Consider the following 17589-nt stretch of genomic DNA (forward strand, 5'->3'; position numbering starts at 1 on the left):
AAATACGGGTCCGGCAGCATCACTACTTTTTTATATGGTACTGTATAACAAAACAACCGCTTGAATGGACGTATATCAGATGACGTTCATTTCTCCGAAAAGGGTAGGGGCGCCCTGCCAGAATGATCACTAACTTATATTATTTCAGACAGTTAACTATTAAATGAAGTCACTTTCAAATCGAAGAAAAGCGCTGAAAAACATGGCTGCGGCAGCAGGCCTGGGTACGTTTTCAGGTTCTCTCGCCGATGCTTTTGCCGCATCGCAAAAGGCGCTTGGTCCCCAGCTCAATGGCAAGATCAATCACTCCGTATGCAAATGGTGTTATAGTAAAATTCCTTTGGAAACCTTCGCGCAGGACTGTAAGAAAATCGGATTGACGTCGATTGAACTCCTTGGTCCGGAAGAATGGCCGGTGATCAAAAAGTACGGATTGACCTGTGCATTGCCGTGGGGCGAAGGACTCACGCGCAGCATCGATAAGGGTTTCAACGATCCCAAAAATCATGAAGAGCTGATCAAAGGATTTGAAGATGTAATCCCGAAAGTACGGGCTGCGGGCTATGACAAGATCATCTGTTTTTCAGGCAACCGCCGGGGAATGTCGGACTACGACGGCATCCGGAACTGCGCCGAAGGTATTCGCAAACTCCTCCCGACCTGTGAAAAGCACAATGTAACGCTGGTAATGGAGCTGCTCAACAGCAAGGTTAACCATAAAGACTACATGTGCGACCGGACGGAGTGGGGTGCAGCCCTTTGCGAAGCCATTGGTTCTGAGAAGTTTAAGTTACTGTACGACATTTACCACATGCAGATCCAGGAAGGCGACGTAATTGCGACGATCAAAAAATACCATAAATACATCGCGCATTACCACACAGGCGGCGTGCCGGGAAGACACGAGATCGATGAGACACAGGAGCTCTACTATCCTTCGATCATGAAAGCCATTGTGGATACCGGTTACAAAGGATTTGTAGGGCAGGAGTTTGTCCCGAGCCGGGGCGACGATCTGGCTTCTTTAAAACAGGGAGTTACCATTTGTGATATCGCTTAGTACTGATATTCAACATCTTATATTATGTCAACCAGAAGAAACGCATTAAAAAATATAGTAGCGGGAAGCGCCGCCGCAACTGCCGGGGTGATGTCCATATCCGAGGTTTTTGCAAAAAACGAATCAGTGTTGGGCGCTAAACTGAATGGTAAGATCAACCATTCGGTCTGCAAATGGTGTTATGGAAAAATTCCACTCGATACTTTCGCACAGGAATGCAAGAATATCGGAATCTCTTCCATCGAACTCCTCGGGCCGGAAGACTGGCCGACATTAAAGAAGTACGGCCTCACGTGCGCGCTGCCCAATGGCGCGGGAATGGGAATCGAAAAAGGTTTCAATGACCTCGCATTGCACGACGAACTCGTCAAAAGTTACGAGGACATTTTTCCTAAATTGAAAGAAGCCGGTTACAAAACTGTCATTTGCTTTTCGGGGAACCGTCGTGGAATGTCGGATTACGACGGCATGCGTAACTGTGCCATCGGGCTGCGCAGACTGATGCCGTCCGCTGAAAAGTACGGCATTACCATGATCATGGAATTGCTCAACAGCAAAGTCAACCACCGCGACTACATGTGCGACCACACATCTTGGGGCGCCGGGCTATGCGAGATGGTCGGTTCCGAAAACTTCAAACTCCTTTACGACATTTATCACATGTCCATCATGGAAGGCGACGTGATCGCGACGATCAAACAATACCACAAATACATTGGTCACTACCACACAGGCGGCGTTCCCGGCCGCGCGGAAATCGACGAGACGCAGGAGCTCTATTATCCGGCGATCATGAAGGCCATCGTCGACACCGGTTTCAAAGGATTCGTAGCGCAGGAGTTCATTCCAAAGCGCGAGCCGCTGGCTTCTTTGAAGCAATGCGTGGGAATTTGTGATGTTGCGTGACGATTTTTTCAAGATTTTTTACCAAAAAGAGGTGCTATTTGCTGAAATAGCGCCTCTTTTTGGTAAAAATGGATTTGAGTAGCCCACTTCGGAATACAAGAAAATCGCTCAAAACACGCTGTTTTTGAGAAAGATATACGCCAAACGCACCAAATACATACCTCCGACATTTCATTAGAACCCACAATCCCGATCCATTGGCCGTATGGCAATGTCTAGGGCGCATTACTTGATAGGTTTCAAAGGTTACTTGATAACAGGCACATACTCTTTAATAAGGCTATCCATTTCCGGATTATAGTTTAATGTGTTTTTTTGTATTGTTAGCTCCATCCGGCTTGCACTGCTTTTGTTTCTCGGGAAAAAGAATTTGAACCTGGCAGCAACAGGATTTCTATTTTTATCCAAATAATTCACGACAACCTGATTGTCCTTTTGAATGGAACTATTGTAGTTGTCAGTCGCTGGCATGAACAGTGAATCCACCTTAATGCTGTCGACGTAAAAATCCAAAACTTCACAGAATTCGGATCCATAAGGTAAAATCTTAACATCGATATGACCCGACTTAGCGGAAGAAGATGATTCGAGCACATTATAACGCCTGTCCATTGTTTTGGTCCATTTCCATGTTCCACCAATTTGAGTAACCAACGGTGCACTGGGACGTTGATCCCAGCATCCTACCATGATCAGCGGGATGGTTCTCAGAAAAAAATATCTTGTCAAACTTTTCATTTTTTCAAATTTATATGGGCGTGAATTTAAGGTTTTACGCCTAAGCGCACTCTCAACCAGCTATCATATTTACCACTTCCTCCTGGGTTCAGATTTCCCAAAGTAAACCAACCGATATCTTTCGCGCGCCAACCCCAATTGATATGATGATAAGTATTGATAATACAGTAGCAATCCTCCGGAAGTCCTGTGCTTGAATAGCAATAATTAGTTGAGTTGTACCCATCGCATACCCAGTAGTGCGCATCATTTAAATCCATTCCAGCCTTGGTACCACTCATTAGTACCGGTCGGCCGAATTGAGTTTCTTTTTCCATTAAACCTATATCTGATGACGACGAACCGGTTTGAGAATAGCCGGCCCAGGCAAATCCATTTACAATATTTCCCGGGAGCGTGTAAGTTGCGCAGGCTGACGGCGCATTACCGGAATTCATGATAGCCGACAGATTATACAAAAGTTTAGCGACTTCCTGCTGCCCTGCACTAAATCCTGTGCACTGACCAATTGGAATAGTCTGCGTCATTATCCCGAAATTATATCCGACCGATGGTTTATGATCAAAGCGCATGATCATGCCCAACGCTACTGCGGCACATCCAGTCGCTGCCTTTCCGCAATCGCCGCACCCGCGGGCCCACATCGCATTGTTGAACCCGTAACTTTGACCCCATAGCGAGTTAGGAGTAGTCACGGGACCGACCAGGATATTCCAATCCGGGTTACAAGGGCTGCATATTTGCGGATTAGGGTGGGGGCAATCGGTAGTTCTTCCAGCCTTTCTAGCCAAGTATTCTTCCAACTTTTTCCAGGATATAAAAGCTTGCTTACCCGGCTCTTTCAGCATTTTTCCTCGCTTTACCACCTCTTTTGCGTATTCCAGCCAAATTGTAACAGGTTCCGGCATTTCCGAGCCCAGTTCCATAGGGCCTTCTTCCGACCAGGCAAGTACCGGTATTGACCGTTTGTCCGCGGACATGACTACAAATCCTTCTTTATCAGCATTCGATTTTGACCGAAAATTCACAACAAACAGTAGATCAGAACCATCTGCATCATTCAGGGTATCGATTTTAACAACTTCATTTTCATTGCTAAAAAGCGACGCTTCATTAATGACGGATTCTCGTGCGTTCTTAGCTGGTTCGGCATTTCTCCGGTGCGCTTCGATATACGCACTAAGTTCAAAATGGCTTGCGGTCAAACCGGCAATTTCTGCCGGAGCTACATGAAATGAATTGTGATCAATGCCACCAGCGTCGTTAAGCTTTGAAAGATTGGTGTTCTTTTCACAGGCAGCCAGCATTACTGATATTACAGACAACAAACGACCAACAAAAATCATGGATCGTCTCATGGGAAAGCAGTTTCTAATAGCCATAGTTCATTTAGAAATTAGTTGAAATTCCATTAAACAAATGCGCGTGTCCATTAGATGTGTCACGCATTCATGGCGAACGTAATCATTGATTTTTCTTAAAAAAACAGGCATTATCCCAATGACAAGGGTTGGTAATCAATCGGTAAGCCAAAACCAGCGAACGGTTTTTGATGACTCTATGCGTTCCGAAGCACCAATACAGATTTGTTGTATAATTTATATTATGTTAAATAGATATTCACAAACAAAGAGAGCACCGAATATCCGGTGCTCTCTTCTTCTATCGCCGGCCGGAGGCCTTTGAATATTTAGCACGAAGCCGGAGCTTCGTGCCATTATTTTATTCTTCAATACAAGCAACGCCTTTCGCAGCGAATTGTTCGAGAACGCCGTTCAGGTTGGTCAGGTTGTCCTTAGCTTCGGCTTCGTCTTTTGCCTGGATCGCTTTTTCGAAGTAAGGTTTTGCTTTTTTGAATTTACCGCAAACACGGCCTTCAACTTCTTTACCACGCTGCTGGTACTCGGTCATATTCATGTTATCCACTTCGCCTTTAAGCTGTACAGCTTCGTTGAAGTAGAAAACGCCAAGGTTATAAAGCGCGTCGTAGTTGGTTGCGTCGATTTCCAAAGCCTTCTTGTAGTTCAACACAGCTTTATCACTTGCTTCTTTTTGTTTCGCTTTCGCGTCAGCAAGGTCTTTCTGCGCTCCTGCAACGTCTTGGCTTTTAGCAGCTTCCTGAGCAGCTTTCACTTCACCTTCCAGTTTCGCGATAGCCTCAGTGCTTTCTTTTTTCTTCGAAGTTACATCTGCCAGCTGGCGTTTCAGGTCCGCATTCTTAGGCTGCTTCTTGATCAGCGCACCGATACGTTTTACCTCGCCATCGTAAACAGCGATTTTGTCTTTTTCAGCGGCAAGGTTTTTCTCGGCAGCACCTGCTGCATTTGTACCAGCGCCAGCTTTCGCGCTCAGTTGCTTTACTTTATCAGTAGCAGTTCTGTACATGTTATCGTACAAAATAGCCAGGTTTACCACATTTTGGGTGTTTTTAGGATCAGCCGCCGCAAGTGCTTCAAGTTCCTGGATAGCCTGATCTTCTTTGCCCGAAGCCAGCAAAATGTTGACAACTTCCGCTTTCAGATCCTTGTTACCCGGCGATTGCTTCAAACCGTTGTTCAAAGTTTCCACCGCCTTGTCGAAATTCTGCTCTGAACGATACAGCTGAGCCAGACCGTAGAAAACGCTGGGGTCTTTACCGCCATTAGCAGCGTAATTTTCGAAAGATGTTTTTGCAACATCCTTTTTATCAAGCTGTTGTGCAGCAATACCACCGTAAAGGGATGCCAGGGTATCTTTCTTGTTGATCTCCTGTGCAGCCTGGAACATTTCCAATGCGCCGTTCAGGTTTTTGGCCTGGTATTTCTCAGCACCCTGTTTTACGAATGCATTGAAAAGCTGGGTTCCTTCGCCACCTGCCAAAACGTTGGACGCTTCTTTTGATGATTTGCCAGCCTCCCCTTTCTTAGTAACATCCAGCTCAACAACCTTTTTGTAGGCTTCCATGGCCGTTTTTGCTGCACTAGAATCTACTTCTGAACCTTGTAGGGCTATGTTTTCATAGAGTTTCGCGCGCTCCATCCAGAATGTGGCCTTGGCACTTGCTTTCGGGTCGGTGGCATCTTTATCGCTTTTCTCTTTGTCTTTTCGAAGTCCATCTACCATAGCCTTATTCACAGCGTCCTGCGCCATCGCAGCACAGCCGAACAAGCTAAGTGCAGAAACTAAAAACAGTTTTTTCATAAATATTAACTTTGGTTGTGATTGATTGTTCGAGTTCTAAATATAAATCAATTAATATAATTTTTACAAAAATCATGCCTCTGCGTCGTCGGAAGGCTCTTCATCCTCCTCTTCGTCGTCGTCAGCAACATCTTCTTCCTCGTCCAACTCATCATCGGTTACAATTATATCTTCCGCCGAAGCTCCGTCAACCTGCGCTACCGGTTTAGCTACAACGTTGCCATCTTCATCCAATTCCTCTTCGGCTTTTTCATCCGGATCTTTCAGAATGCGGGTCACCGAAGTGATCTCATCCGTATTGCTCAGGCGGATCAGCTTCACACCCTGCGTGTTACGGCCGGCCTGACGAATGTCGAGCACGCTCATCCGGATCGCGATACCGTTGCGCGTGATGATCATCAGATCATCCTCTTCGGTTACTTCGCGAATCGCCACCAGTTTACCTACCTTGTCGGTTGCATTCATGGTCGAAACACCTTTACCACCACGATTAGTAACACGGTAACTATCTATGGCTGAGCGCTTTCCAAAACCATGCTCGGAAACTACGAGCAGTTGCGCATCCTCACGGCTGATACATACCATGCCGATCACCTTGTTGTCCGGGTCGTTCAGGTTGATACCCCGTACACCGGCAGCGGTACGGCCCATTGGTCGCACGCCCTTTTCGTTGAAGCGAACGGCGCGGCCGGCAGCAGATGCGATTACGATGTCGTTGTCACCATTAGTCAATGCAACATTGAGCAAACGGTCGCCTTCGTTGATCGAAATGGCAATGATACCATTCGTACGCGGGCGTGAGTATGCTTCGAGCAAAGTCTTTTTGATCGTGCCCTGCTCGGTACACATAATGAGGTAATTGTTGTTGATATAATCCTCATCCGACAATGTCTTCACATTAATTACCGAACGGATCGTATCGCCGCTTTCAAGGCTGATCAGGTTTTGGATCGGACGGCCTTTCGAAGTTTTGCTTCCTTCCGGCACCTCGTAAACCTTCATCCAGAACAACTTACCGTATTCGGTGAAGATCAAAAGGTAATTAAGCATTGTCGCGGAGAACAAATGCTCGGTGAAGTCGGTGTCTTTCGTTTTCACACCACGTGAACCAACCCCTCCCCTTGTTTGCGTACGGTATTCCGAAAGCGGCGTGCGTTTGATATAACCTTCTTTGGAAATGGTAATGAGCATTTCCTCGTCGGCGATCATATCTTCATCGCTGAATTCTTCGGCAGAGAACTCGATTTGCGTTCTGCGAGCATCACCGTAGCGGTCCTTAATGTCGGTCAGCTCGGTTTTAATGATCTCGAACTTACGGAATTCGTTGGCCAGGATGTCTTTCAAGTCGGCGATCAGGAGCATGATTTCTTCATATTCCTTCACAATCTTCTCTCTTTCCAGACCTGTCAAACGTTGCAAGCGCATATCGAGTATCGCGCGTGCCTGGATTTCCGAAAGGCTGAATTGCTCCATCAATCCGTTCTTCGCCGTCTCGGGATCACGTGCCGCGCGGATCAATGCAATCACCGCATCGAGGTTGTCCAATGCGATCAGCAAACCTTCGAGAATGTGCGCCCGTTTTTCAGCTTCGCGCAATTCATATTCCGTCCGGCGGGTAATCACCACAATCCGGTGGTCTACATAATGCTTGATCAGGTCTTTCAGGTTCAGCAACACCGGACGGCCTTTTACTAGCGCCACATTGTTCACCCCGAAAGAGGTTTGCAACGGTGTGTATTTGAACAAATGGTTCAATACGATATTAGGTATAGCATCCTTTTTCAGGTCGAAAACAATACGCATACCATCACGGTCCGACTCGTCACGGATGTCGGAGATACCGTCGAGTTTCTTCTCGTTGATCAGCGACGCGATCCGTTCGATCATCGCCGCCTTGTTGATCATATAAGGAATTTCGGTTACGATAATCTGCTCGCGGCCGTTCTTCGCAACTTCAAACTGCGCCTTGGAACGCATGATAATGCTGCCGCGACCGGTCTCCATTGCCGAGCGAACACCATTGTATCCGTAAATGATACCGCCGGTAGGGAAATCGGGAGCTTTTACGTGCTCCATCAATTCCGGAATGGTGATATCGTTGTTGTCGATGTAAGCAAGCACGCCGTCTACAACCTCACTAAGGTTGTGCGGCGCCATGTTGGTGGCCATACCTACCGCGATACCGGACGAACCGTTCACGAGCAGGTTAGGGAATTTCGCAGGAAGTACCGAAGGCTCGCTCAGGGAGTCGTCGAAGTTGGGCTGGAAATCAACCGTGTCCTTGTTAAGGTCGGCTAGGAGCTCGTCCGCAATTCTTTTCAGCCTCGCCTCCGTATAACGCATCGCCGCCGGGTTGTCACCGTCAACCGATCCGAAGTTACCCTGGCCATCGACCAACGGGTAGCGGAGCGACCACGGCTGGGCCATCCGGACCATCGTATTATAAACGGACGAGTCACCGTGCGGGTGATATTTACCCAAAACTTCCCCAACAATACGAGCCGATTTTTTATGGGACCGGTTGTAACTCACGCCCAGATCGTCCATTCCGTAAAGGACCCGTCTGTGAACGGGTTTCAGACCATCGCGAACGTCGGGCAAAGCGCGGGAGATGATAACGGACATCGAGTAATCGATGTAGGCTCCACGCATTTCATCCTCGATATTAATCGGGATAATGTTTTCACCAGAAGATTCTGCCATAAACGATTAGAAAAGAATCAAAATTTAAAGTGGGCTAACCGATAGATTCAATTGCCCGGTGGATTAATACAATCTAGTTGGTACTAAAAAGTCAAATTTCGCCATTTTTAAGCATTCTAACAAACTATCTTTTGTGCTATTTCAGCCCCTGGAGCGTATATGCGTGACTATCCGGCCATTACCTCAAAGAAATATCCGGGGGAAAACTAAATTGGCATCTATGATTAAAAATCCCGTTCTTCCCGCTTATTAGCAGTAGCTTAATTTTCGACAATTTTCACCTATGCCTTTACTATTAACCTTCATCGCGATCCTCGCGCTCATTTTACTCATTGCCTGGCTTAAAATCGACACATTCATTTCCTTCCTGCTGGTTTCCATCGCGTTGGGCCTCGCGAGTGGGCTGGATGTGGACACCGTCAGCAAGGCCATTCAAAAAGGTGTGGGAGGGACCCTGGGCGACCTGGTGCTCATTGTCGGATTCGGCGCGATGCTAGGGAAGATGGTGGCCGATAGTGGTGCGGCCCAGCGCATTACGGATGCGCTTATCAGCCTTTTCGGGCAGAAGTATATCCAGTGGGGTATGGCATTGGCCGGGTTTGTGATAGGTATTCCTTTGTTTTATAATGCAGGTTTTGTAATTGTAATTCCACTGATTTTTATGATCAGTGCAACCGCGCGGTTACCATTATTATATATAGGTATTCCAATGTTATCCGCATTATCGGTAGCACACGGGTACCTCCCACCCCACCCTTCCCCAGCCGCGATCGCCAGCCAGCTGCACGCCGACCTGGGCAAGACCCTATTCTACGGGATGATCGTTTCACTGCCTGCGATCGCCGTGGCAGGCCCTATTTTTGGAAAAACATTAAAGCGCTTCCAGCCCAAACCTGACGAAGATCTTTTCGACGTAAAGCCCCGCCCCGCTTCCGAGCTTCCGGGATTGGGAATCAGTGTGATTACCGCATTACTCCCGGTATTTTTGCTCACGTCCATGTCGGGAATCAAACGCGTTTACCCTGATAATAAAATCATCGGCTTGCTCGCCGAGCCCTATTTCGGAATGCTTGTCTCGGTACTTTTTGCGGCTTACGTCTTAGGTGTGAAGCGCGGCATGAGCATGAAAAAGGTAAGTAAATCAATGGAGGAAGCGTTTAAAGGCGTTTCCACGATCCTTTTGATCATCGCCGGAGCTGGTGTGTTCAAAGAAATCATGACAGCCAGCGGCGTAAGTACTTTCATCGCCGAAAGCCTGAAAGGACTGGACGTATCCCCGCTCCTGCTCAGCTGGGCCATTGCGGCGGTAATCCGCGTTTGTGTAGGTTCCGCTACCGTTGCCGGTCTCACCACCGTGGGCATTCTCGCGCCCCTGCTCGCCAATGCGGGCGTACCCGCGGAACTGCTCGTACTCGCCATCGGCTCAGGCAGTTTGATGTTCTCCCACCTCAACGACGGCGGCTTCTGGCTCTTCAAGGAATACTTCAACCTCAGCATCAAAGACACGATCCTCACCTGGTCGGTAATGGAAACAATTGTATCAATAATGGGTTTGCTGGGGGTTTTAGTGCTAAATTTGTTCGTCTAGGCCGGGCGCGAAGCTCCAAACTAGTAACCGACCTCGGGCTAGTTTCTTTTCCGTCAGTTCAAACTGACGGTATTAGATACTTTTTAGGAGAAGAAGAGCATCGCGCAGGCTGTTCTCAATCTTTAGATACTTTTTTAGAAGAAAAAGAGTATTACACAACCCGTTCCCAATCTTTACAATATCGACTTGCCGTTCGTTTTAACGAACGGTTACAGATTAAGATTTACAGATTAAGATTAAGAAAATTAAGATTTATAGATTGAGAAAATTTAAAGACTAGAATCCAACAATAGCAAATCACTCAATCACTCATTCATTCAATCATCGAAATTTCACTCATTTAAAATGGACAATACACCAGAATCAAACTTCGCAGCGCTCGGTCTGAACCTTCCCCCTGCCCCGAAACCGTTGGGCGTTTATAAACCGTTACTGATCGTTGACAAACGCTGGGTTTACGTTTCAGGGCATGGTACCGTGCAGGACGATGGCTCGTTGATTAAAGGCCGCATCGGCAAAGACCTCGACACGGAGCAAGGCAAACTCGCCGCACGTCAGGTGGGTCTGACTATTTTGTCCACGCTCAAAGCTAACCTCGGAAGCCTCAACCGCATCAAGCGTGTAATCAAAGTCCTCGGTATGGTTAACTGCACGACGGATTTTGAGAGACACCCCTACATCATCAACGGATGCAGCGAACTCTTCGCGAAAGTATGGGGCGAAGAAAACGGCATCGGCGTAAGAAGCGCAGTAGGAATGGGCACGCTGCCGGACAATATTCCCGTGGAGATTGAGGCGATGTTTGAGCTTGAAGAAAAATAATTTTGAATGACTGAATGATTGAATGACTGAAAGCTGTCTATTCAATCATTCAGTCATTCAATCATTCAAAATTAAAACCAATGTCCTGGTACGCCTTAACAAACCCCGACGAAGTCATTTCCCCTTCGCTCCTGTTCTATAAAGACCGCATCGAAAGCAATATCCGGAGTATGGTGAACATCGCCGGCTCGTCCGGGCAGCGGTCAGCGGAAAGACTAGTGCCGCACGTGAAGACGCACAAATGTCCCGAAGTTGTTGAAATGCAGCTGTCGGCGGGCATTTCCAAGTTCAAATGCGCCACCATTGCCGAAGCGGAAATGGTAGCCTCTGCCGGCGCTCCGTGGGTGTTGATCGCCTACCAGCTCGTAGGGCCGAATATCGACCGTCTTTTTGCGCTGCGGACTAAGTTTCCAGAAACTACGTTTGCGTCGCTCGTCGATAACGAACAAACGGCCGCATCGCTGAATGAGGCGTCTATTTCGAAAGGCGTGAAATCGACGGCATTTCTCGATGTCAACAACGGCATGAACCGTACCGGCCACGCAACCGACGAAAGCTTGCTCTCGCTTTACCGCTATGTGAGCAGCCTCGAAGGCCTCGCATTCGGCGGTGTGCATATTTACGACGGCCACATTCGCAATCCGGAGTTTTCCGAGCGAAAAGCAGCAGCCGACGAAGCTTACGAAAAGGTACTCCCCCTACTCGACCGCATCGAAACCGAATGCGGCTACGAACCGATGATCATCGTCGGTGGCTCGCCCTCGTTTACCGTGCATACGCTCAGGCCCGATGTTTACCTCAGCCCCGGCACAAATGTACTCTGGGATTGGGGCTACGGCGACCGTTTCGACGGCCAGCCGTTCGAACACGCGGCATTGATACTAACCCGCGTCATTTCGAAACCAGCGCCCGGCATCGTGACGATCGACCTCGGCCACAAAGCCATCGCTGCCGAAAATCCAATCGAAAGCCGACTTCGTTTACTCAACCTGCCCGAATATACATTGCTCGGACAAAGCGAGGAGCACGGCGTGCTCCAAGTCGGCACCGATGCCTGGGATGCGATCCGGATCGGCGACGCCTTCTACGCACTCCCCTACCACATCTGCCCCACCGTAGCGCTGCACGATTTCGCAAGCGTGATCGAGGACGGGAATGTGGTTGGAGAATGGAGAATTACGGCTCGCAGCAGGCGGATAACTATTTAATTTTGAATGAGTGAATATTTCGTCTCATCGACTCATCCACTCATTGACTCATTCACTCATTGACATTATGTTTCTCTTCGACGCACATCTCGACCTTTCCATGAATGCCGTGGAATGGAACCGGGACCTTACCCAGGACCTGTATGCTATCCGCGACCGCGAAAAAAACCTGACCGACAAGCCCGATCGCGGCAAAGGTGTGGTCAGTTTTCCGGAAATGCGCAAGGGCAATATCGGGCTTTGCGTGGCCACGCAGATTGGCCGCTACATCAAACCCGACAGTAAAATCCCCGGCTGGCATTCCCAGGCACAGGCATGGGCGATCACACAGGCGCAGGTGGCCTGGTACAAGGCTATGGAAGAAGCCGGGGAAATGGTACAGATTACCGGATTGGCGGGTTTGCGCAGCCATCTCGAAATGTGGCAGAATGCCGAATCCACCGAAGGCCTACCCATCGGCTACATCCTCAGTCTCGAAGGCGCCGATTCATTTGTGAGCCTCAAAAACCTTGAAACTGCATACGGTTACGGCTTGCGTGCCATCGGGCCGGCGCATTACGGGCCGGGCGTGTACGCATACGGGACTGATTCGGATGCTCCGTTGAGCGGGAAAGGCAAGGACCTTCTCCGCGAAATGGACCAGCTCGATATGATCCTGGATGCCACGCATTTGTGCGACACGGCATTCTGGGAAGCGATGGATCTGTATAAAGGCCCGGTTTGGGCAAGCCACAACCTCGTCCGCGCGATCACGCCCCATAACCGGCAGTTTTCCGATGAAATGATCAAGGTGCTGCTCGAACGCGGCGCGGTGATCGGAATGGCGTTTGATGCGTGGATGATGATCCCCGGCTGGGTACGAGGCAAATCGACTCCCGAAAATACGGGGTTGAAAATCGAGCATGTGGTGCAGCATATCGACCATATTTGCCAGATCGCCGGTAATGCATTGCACGTCGGCATTGGCTCCGACCTCGACGGCGCGTATGGCAAAGAGCAATCGCCCGGTGACCTCGATTCGATCGCGGATCTGCAAACAATCACAGGCCTTTTATCCGCACGTGGCTATTCCGGGGCCGATATCGAACGCATTATGTGGCGTAACTGGGTGGATTTTCTGGAAACGAACTGGGCCTGACGGCATTAGCCTACTGTTTTAAGAGAATTTATAAAATCTAATAAATTCTTAATATAGCACTAAAAGGAGTTCTCAAAAAAGCTTCACAACTTGGTATCATGGTTGCGGGGCTTTTTTGTTTTACAGCATAATTTTGACTCAAAGTTATTTGGAATCATTTTAAATAAGTAGTAGCTTTGATTCATTAAATCAACAACCTGAATCAGACGGTAACATCCGACCACTAATTTCACGTAACAAACAATGGGCAATACATATAAAATTATCTTTCGTACCAAAATTCAGGCTACCAAGTCGCTGCAAAAACTGCACGATTGCCTGAAACAGCTGAATGTTAAACACTGGGCCTACGATTTTCAGGAGTTTTTGCTGACCCTGACCTCCGAGCTATCCGATTTTACCCGTATCCAGCTTGCCTTGCGGTCGGCCGGCTACGTGTGCCACTTTATCAAACTTGAAAACATGAACGAGAACCGGTTGGATACCAACAGCCTCTCCCTTGCTTAGCTTACTGACGTTTAACGGCTATCCATATCCCTTTTCCCGGCAGTCATCAACCGATGACTGCTTTTTTTATGCCAAAAAGCCGGCACGCATTACCGCACCGGCCACTCTCATACCACTTTCGAGGCTAATAAATGCTTTGAGGTACCAGGTTCCGCTTCGCCTGTTGCATATGGCGCTCATTATGCGCGATGATGAACTGAAACACGTCGCCGATTTTCAGACGGATAAATGGCAGGATCGAAACCGGAATGCGGATCGCGTCAAGGTCTTTGTGTAGTCCCTCCCGGAGCAGAAAAAGCAGTTCTTCCTGCTGCCTGAGAAACTCGGCAATGACCTCCACCGAATCCATCCCCGGCGGCGGAATGTGGCCTTTGAAGGCTTTGTACTTGCGCTTACCCGTTACCGGGTCCATCATCCTGGTAAAATAGGCACCCAGCCGGGTACTCGTAAAATCCTCCTTATCCACGTGCGGTGCAGAAAGCAATTTTTCACGCATTCTCGGGAAATAGTAATGGCCATAGCTGTTCAAATGATCCAGACATTGGGTAATGCTCCAACCACCGGTGGCCGACGGACGATTCAGAAATGCATTGTCCCGGTTCTGGAACAATGCTACCGCGTCCGCGATGTGCAGCTCAACTGTGTCGTCGAGTCTTTCTAATAATGCTATTTTATTAATGGTTTCCATGGGCGTTCGATTCTTTGACATTGCAAAGTTGCGCACCGGATTTTTTGAAATATTTGGTAAAAACCAACATTTTCAAATCCGTACCTTATTGACAAGCTTGCTGAAATTGGTAGGATCAATGCCCAGGTAGTTAGCCAGGTATTTATGCGGCACGAGTTGCAGGATATGCGGGCTGCGTTTGAGCAAATTCCTGAATTTTTCCTCCGATGAGAAGCATTGCACTTCCACAAGACGTTCCAGAATACCTGATAACGTCGTGGTCATACCCGCGCGCAACATACGCTCGACAGCCGGGCGCGTATGGGCGACTTCCTTAAACTCGCTATAAGGTGCGCGGATAAAGCTCGAAGGCGTCAGCGTTTCATAATAATACCGCGACGGCACTTCCATCAGCAAGGAATCGATAATACCGCCGAACGACGGCCGGTAAGTGAATGCAAGCGTCGCTTCACGGTGCTGATCGTCGAGGTAGTAGATGCGCTGCACACCGTCGGTCACGAAATACAGGTACCGCTCGGTATCACCGGCAGACGTGACAATTTCCTTTCTTCGCGCATTCATAGGCTTCCAAATGCGTGAAAGCGCTTCCCAATCGGCGTAATCGAGCGGATGAATGGCCTGAACGACCGAGTAAAGCAATTTTAGCGATTCCTCCATGGAACCGCTAAAATACAAAAGCCCCTCCTACTCGCCTACGGGCGAAACCATAAAATGCAGGAAATGGAATACTTCGTCCTGGCTGCGGATATGGTTCCGGGCAGCAGAGAGGTCGTCCCCGATTTTAATGGTGAAAGAAGTCTCCGGCAATGCTTCGAACATATCCTCGTCGGTAGTATCGTCGCCGATGGCCAGTATAAAGTCGAAATCGCCCGCCTCGGCGAATGTCCGAGTGGCTGTGCCCTTATTGAATGCGGTTTTCTTGACCTCCACAACCTTATTGCCATCGATTACCTGCAAGTTCAGCTCCGGCTGAATGTAGTTTTTCAGCTGCCAAAGTAGCTCCTGCGCGCGGCGTGTCGCGTATTCCTTATCGTCGGCGGTGCGGTAATGCCACGCCAGAGCCGTTTCTTTCTCTTCAACAAATGCACCCGGACAGCGTTTTGCGTAGATCTGCATCATCGGGCGGATCCCGTCTTTCCAATTTTCCTCATACCCCTCGTTCAACTGCCATTCACCCGACTCCCTGGTTTTGATCAATGCGCCGTGTTCTGCGATCATATGCACGGGAAGATCGCTGAAAAGTTTGTCGAGAAAATAACGGTCGCGGCCGCTCACGATCACCACCGTGTCGCGCTTGGCAATATCCGCCAGCAGCTTTTTAACATCCTCGCTCATGATCGCCTTCGCCGGATCGGGCACGATCGGCGCGAGCGTTCCGTCGTAATCGAAAAATAGAATCCTGTTGTTGGATAACTGGTATGCGTGCCGGATCGCGTCTATTCCTTTGTTATTCAGGAAAACCTGGCGTAACCGGTCGTGTTCAAGTTCAAGCATTGTCATTTGGGTAAAAAAATCACTGGTCCATGCAAACACATCGTAGTCACGAATCCTTTCGCGCATGGCCTCCATTCGTTTGTTTTGTTCTTCCTCCGGCATTTCGAACGCCGTTTTAATGGCATCGGCAATATCCTGCCGGTCGAGCGGGTTGATGATCAGGGCTTCGCCTAATTCGGCTGCCGCTCCGGCCATTTCACTCAAAATCAATACACCCTGCCCATCCTGCCGGCTTGCTACATATTCTTTGCAAACTAGGTTCATGCCGTCGCGTACGGGCGTAATGAGCGCGACGTCGCTTGCCGTGTACATGCCCACCATTTCATGATAAGGCATTGAACGGTACTGATATATGATCGGCTGCCAGGATATAGTCCCGAAATCTGCATTGATTTTCCCAACCGTCTGGTCGATGTCCGATTTCATTTGCTGGTACTGCTCGATCGTGTCCCGCGACGGCACCACTACCATCACAAACGACACCTTTTCATGCCAGCCGGGGTTCAGTTCCAGGAAACGCTGGTAACCGTGCAGTCGATGGATAATACCTTTGGAATAGTCGAGCCGGTCGACGGAAAATATGATCTTCTCTTTGAGCGACTGCCTCGCATCTGCGCGCGCCGCCGTCACTTCCGGATCATCGTATGCGTCGTTGAACCTTTCGAAGTCGATACTGATGGGAAATGAATCGACCTTCACGATCCGGTTTCCAAGGTTGATATAATGCAATTTATTCCCCAGTTCGGAGACAAGACGCGCCGCTTTCAGGAAATACTCCACATAATCATTGGTATGAAATCCCACCACATCGGCCCCCAGTATGCCGTCCACAATCGCCTTTCGCCAAGGCACCGGCAGCAGCCTGAATATCTCGAAAGAAGGAAAAGGTATGTGAAAAAAGAAGCCGATTTTGTTCTCGGGAAACGCATTCCGGATCATCTGCGGGAGCAACATCAGCTGGTAATCCTGCACCCACACCACGTCACCCGGCCGGATGACTTCCCTTACCTTTTCGAAGAATAATTCATGTGCCTCGCGGTAAGCATCGAAATAAACATCGTGGAACTGCGCGAGCGAAGGGAAGTAATGGCACAGCGGCCATATCAGGTTGTTACAGAACCCTTCATAGTAATTTTCGTTGAGCTCGTCGGGAATGAAAACCGGGTGCGCCCGGAAGTTTTCGTTCTCCATCGACTGCCCTTCCAATTCTTCGGGCGAATTCTCGGAGAAACCGATCCACTGGATCTTCTGATGAGCATCGAAAGCATCGTTTTCCTGATTTTTCACCAGTGAGAGCACTGCCGAAACAAGACCTCCGGAATTTTGAAATAAGCGGGAGCCATCACCATCGCGGACAACCTTGAACGGTAACCGGTATGCGACTATGATGAGCCTTCCCGTGTTGACTGACTGAGATAAACTTTCCATAATACACTGCATCACCCTCAAAAGCCATGCCAAAAACGGTTGCCAATCGCGAAATCCCTCCGTGGATGCAACAAATGCGGCATATATTGCCATTTGGCAGATTTACCCCACTCTATCAAAAAATGAGTG

The 17589-nt window shown here is 48.8% G+C and carries 14 protein-coding genes; 7 read left to right on the top strand and 7 right to left on the bottom strand.

Features of this window, described 5'->3' with window-relative positions; translation table 11 throughout:
• The first annotated feature begins 163 nt into the window (after positions 1–163).
• On the top strand, positions 164–1060 hold the full coding sequence (locus tag BLQ88_RS17930; protein WP_090152898.1) for a hydroxypyruvate isomerase family protein: 897 nt from the start codon (positions 164–166) through the stop codon (positions 1058–1060).
• Positions 1061–1084: 24 nt separating this feature from the next.
• Entirely contained in the window at positions 1085–1966 is an 882-nt protein-coding gene (locus tag BLQ88_RS17935) for a hydroxypyruvate isomerase family protein (protein WP_090152901.1), read from the top strand.
• A gap of 246 nt (positions 1967–2212) precedes the next feature.
• On the opposite strand, the gene BLQ88_RS17940 is transcribed toward BLQ88_RS17935, so the two are convergent.
• The 4 genes from BLQ88_RS17940 to gyrA form a co-directional block, all read right to left on the bottom strand.
• Positions 2213–2704 carry a hypothetical protein gene (locus BLQ88_RS17940; RefSeq protein WP_090152902.1) on the bottom strand — a complete coding sequence of 164 codons (492 nt, stop codon included), beginning with the start codon at positions 2702–2704 and terminating at the stop codon, positions 2213–2215.
• A 26-nt stretch (positions 2705–2730) separates the two neighbouring features.
• Positions 2731–4062, bottom strand: a complete 1332-nt coding sequence (locus BLQ88_RS17945) for a C10 family peptidase (protein WP_176885015.1) — start codon at positions 4060–4062, stop codon at positions 2731–2733.
• Between the two features lie 364 nt (positions 4063–4426).
• Positions 4427–5884 carry a tetratricopeptide repeat protein gene (locus BLQ88_RS17950; RefSeq protein ID WP_090152908.1) on the bottom strand — a complete coding sequence of 486 codons (1458 nt, stop codon included), beginning with the start codon at positions 5882–5884 and terminating at the stop codon, positions 4427–4429.
• A 72-nt stretch (positions 5885–5956) separates the two neighbouring features.
• Positions 5957–8587: a DNA gyrase subunit A gene (gyrA, locus tag BLQ88_RS17955; RefSeq protein WP_090152911.1), complete on the bottom strand. Its 2631-nt coding sequence runs from the start codon at positions 8585–8587 to the stop codon at positions 5957–5959.
• Between the two features lie 283 nt (positions 8588–8870).
• Between gyrA and BLQ88_RS17960 the strand changes: the two genes are divergently transcribed.
• From BLQ88_RS17960 to BLQ88_RS17980, 5 genes are all read left to right on the top strand, one after another.
• Positions 8871–10175, top strand: coding sequence for a GntT/GntP/DsdX family permease (locus tag BLQ88_RS17960; RefSeq protein WP_090152913.1), 1305 nt, complete (start codon positions 8871–8873; stop codon positions 10173–10175).
• A 345-nt stretch (positions 10176–10520) separates the two neighbouring features.
• Entirely contained in the window at positions 10521–10997 is a 477-nt protein-coding gene (locus tag BLQ88_RS17965) for a RidA family protein (protein ID WP_090152916.1), read from the top strand.
• Between the two features lie 80 nt (positions 10998–11077).
• The gene (locus tag BLQ88_RS17970) at positions 11078–12205 is read left to right on the top strand and encodes a D-TA family PLP-dependent enzyme (protein ID WP_090152919.1); all 1128 of its coding nucleotides are present in this window, start codon (positions 11078–11080) and stop codon (positions 12203–12205) included.
• Between the two features lie 43 nt (positions 12206–12248).
• The gene (locus BLQ88_RS17975) at positions 12249–13343 is read left to right on the top strand and encodes a dipeptidase (RefSeq protein ID WP_510185989.1); all 1095 of its coding nucleotides are present in this window, start codon (positions 12249–12251) and stop codon (positions 13341–13343) included.
• A gap of 243 nt (positions 13344–13586) precedes the next feature.
• Positions 13587–13850, top strand: coding sequence for a hypothetical protein (locus tag BLQ88_RS17980; protein ID WP_090152923.1), 264 nt, complete (start codon positions 13587–13589; stop codon positions 13848–13850).
• Between the two features lie 124 nt (positions 13851–13974).
• Here the strand turns inward: BLQ88_RS17980 and BLQ88_RS17985 are convergent, their stop codons facing one another.
• The 3 genes from BLQ88_RS17985 to BLQ88_RS17995 all read right to left on the bottom strand — a co-directional run bounded on the left by BLQ88_RS17985 (position 13975) and on the right by BLQ88_RS17995 (position 17460).
• Positions 13975–14538, bottom strand: a complete 564-nt coding sequence (locus tag BLQ88_RS17985) for a DinB family protein (protein ID WP_090152926.1) — start codon at positions 14536–14538, stop codon at positions 13975–13977.
• 72 nt (positions 14539–14610) lie between these two features.
• Positions 14611–15195 carry a Crp/Fnr family transcriptional regulator gene (locus tag BLQ88_RS17990; protein WP_090152929.1) on the bottom strand — a complete coding sequence of 195 codons (585 nt, stop codon included), beginning with the start codon at positions 15193–15195 and terminating at the stop codon, positions 14611–14613.
• Between the two features lie 27 nt (positions 15196–15222).
• Positions 15223–17460 carry a bifunctional alpha,alpha-trehalose-phosphate synthase (UDP-forming)/trehalose-phosphatase gene (locus BLQ88_RS17995; protein WP_090153173.1) on the bottom strand — a complete coding sequence of 746 codons (2238 nt, stop codon included), beginning with the start codon at positions 17458–17460 and terminating at the stop codon, positions 15223–15225.
• Positions 17461–17589 lie beyond the last annotated feature (129 nt).

Source organism: Dyadobacter soli (genome assembly GCF_900101885.1).
In the GTDB taxonomy this organism is placed as follows: domain Bacteria; phylum Bacteroidota; class Bacteroidia; order Cytophagales; family Spirosomataceae; genus Dyadobacter; species Dyadobacter soli.

Excerpts from the sequence above, each read along its gene's own strand:
- BLQ88_RS17965 (WP_090152916.1), top strand. The coding sequence starts at position 10,521 with ATGGACAATACACCAGAATCAAACTTCGCAGCGCTCGGTCTGAACCTT.
- BLQ88_RS17995 (WP_090153173.1), bottom strand. The coding sequence starts at position 17,460 with ATGGAAAGTTTATCTCAGTCAGTCAACACGGGAAGGCTCATCATAGTC.
- gyrA (WP_090152911.1), bottom strand. The coding sequence starts at position 8,587 with ATGGCAGAATCTTCTGGTGAAAACATTATCCCGATTAATATCGAGGAT.
- BLQ88_RS17950 (WP_090152908.1), bottom strand. The coding sequence starts at position 5,884 with ATGAAAAAACTGTTTTTAGTTTCTGCACTTAGCTTGTTCGGCTGTGCT.
- BLQ88_RS17940 (WP_090152902.1), bottom strand. The coding sequence starts at position 2,704 with ATGAAAAGTTTGACAAGATATTTTTTTCTGAGAACCATCCCGCTGATC.
- BLQ88_RS17985 (WP_090152926.1), bottom strand. The coding sequence starts at position 14,538 with ATGGAAACCATTAATAAAATAGCATTATTAGAAAGACTCGACGACACA.
- BLQ88_RS17980 (WP_090152923.1), top strand. The coding sequence starts at position 13,587 with ATGGGCAATACATATAAAATTATCTTTCGTACCAAAATTCAGGCTACC.
- BLQ88_RS17990 (WP_090152929.1), bottom strand. The coding sequence starts at position 15,195 with ATGGAGGAATCGCTAAAATTGCTTTACTCGGTCGTTCAGGCCATTCAT.
- BLQ88_RS17960 (WP_090152913.1), top strand. The coding sequence starts at position 8,871 with ATGCCTTTACTATTAACCTTCATCGCGATCCTCGCGCTCATTTTACTC.
- BLQ88_RS17935 (WP_090152901.1), top strand. The coding sequence starts at position 1,085 with ATGTCAACCAGAAGAAACGCATTAAAAAATATAGTAGCGGGAAGCGCC.
- BLQ88_RS17930 (WP_090152898.1), top strand. The coding sequence starts at position 164 with ATGAAGTCACTTTCAAATCGAAGAAAAGCGCTGAAAAACATGGCTGCG.
- BLQ88_RS17945 (WP_176885015.1), bottom strand. The coding sequence starts at position 4,062 with ATGAGACGATCCATGATTTTTGTTGGTCGTTTGTTGTCTGTAATATCA.
- BLQ88_RS17970 (WP_090152919.1), top strand. The coding sequence starts at position 11,078 with ATGTCCTGGTACGCCTTAACAAACCCCGACGAAGTCATTTCCCCTTCG.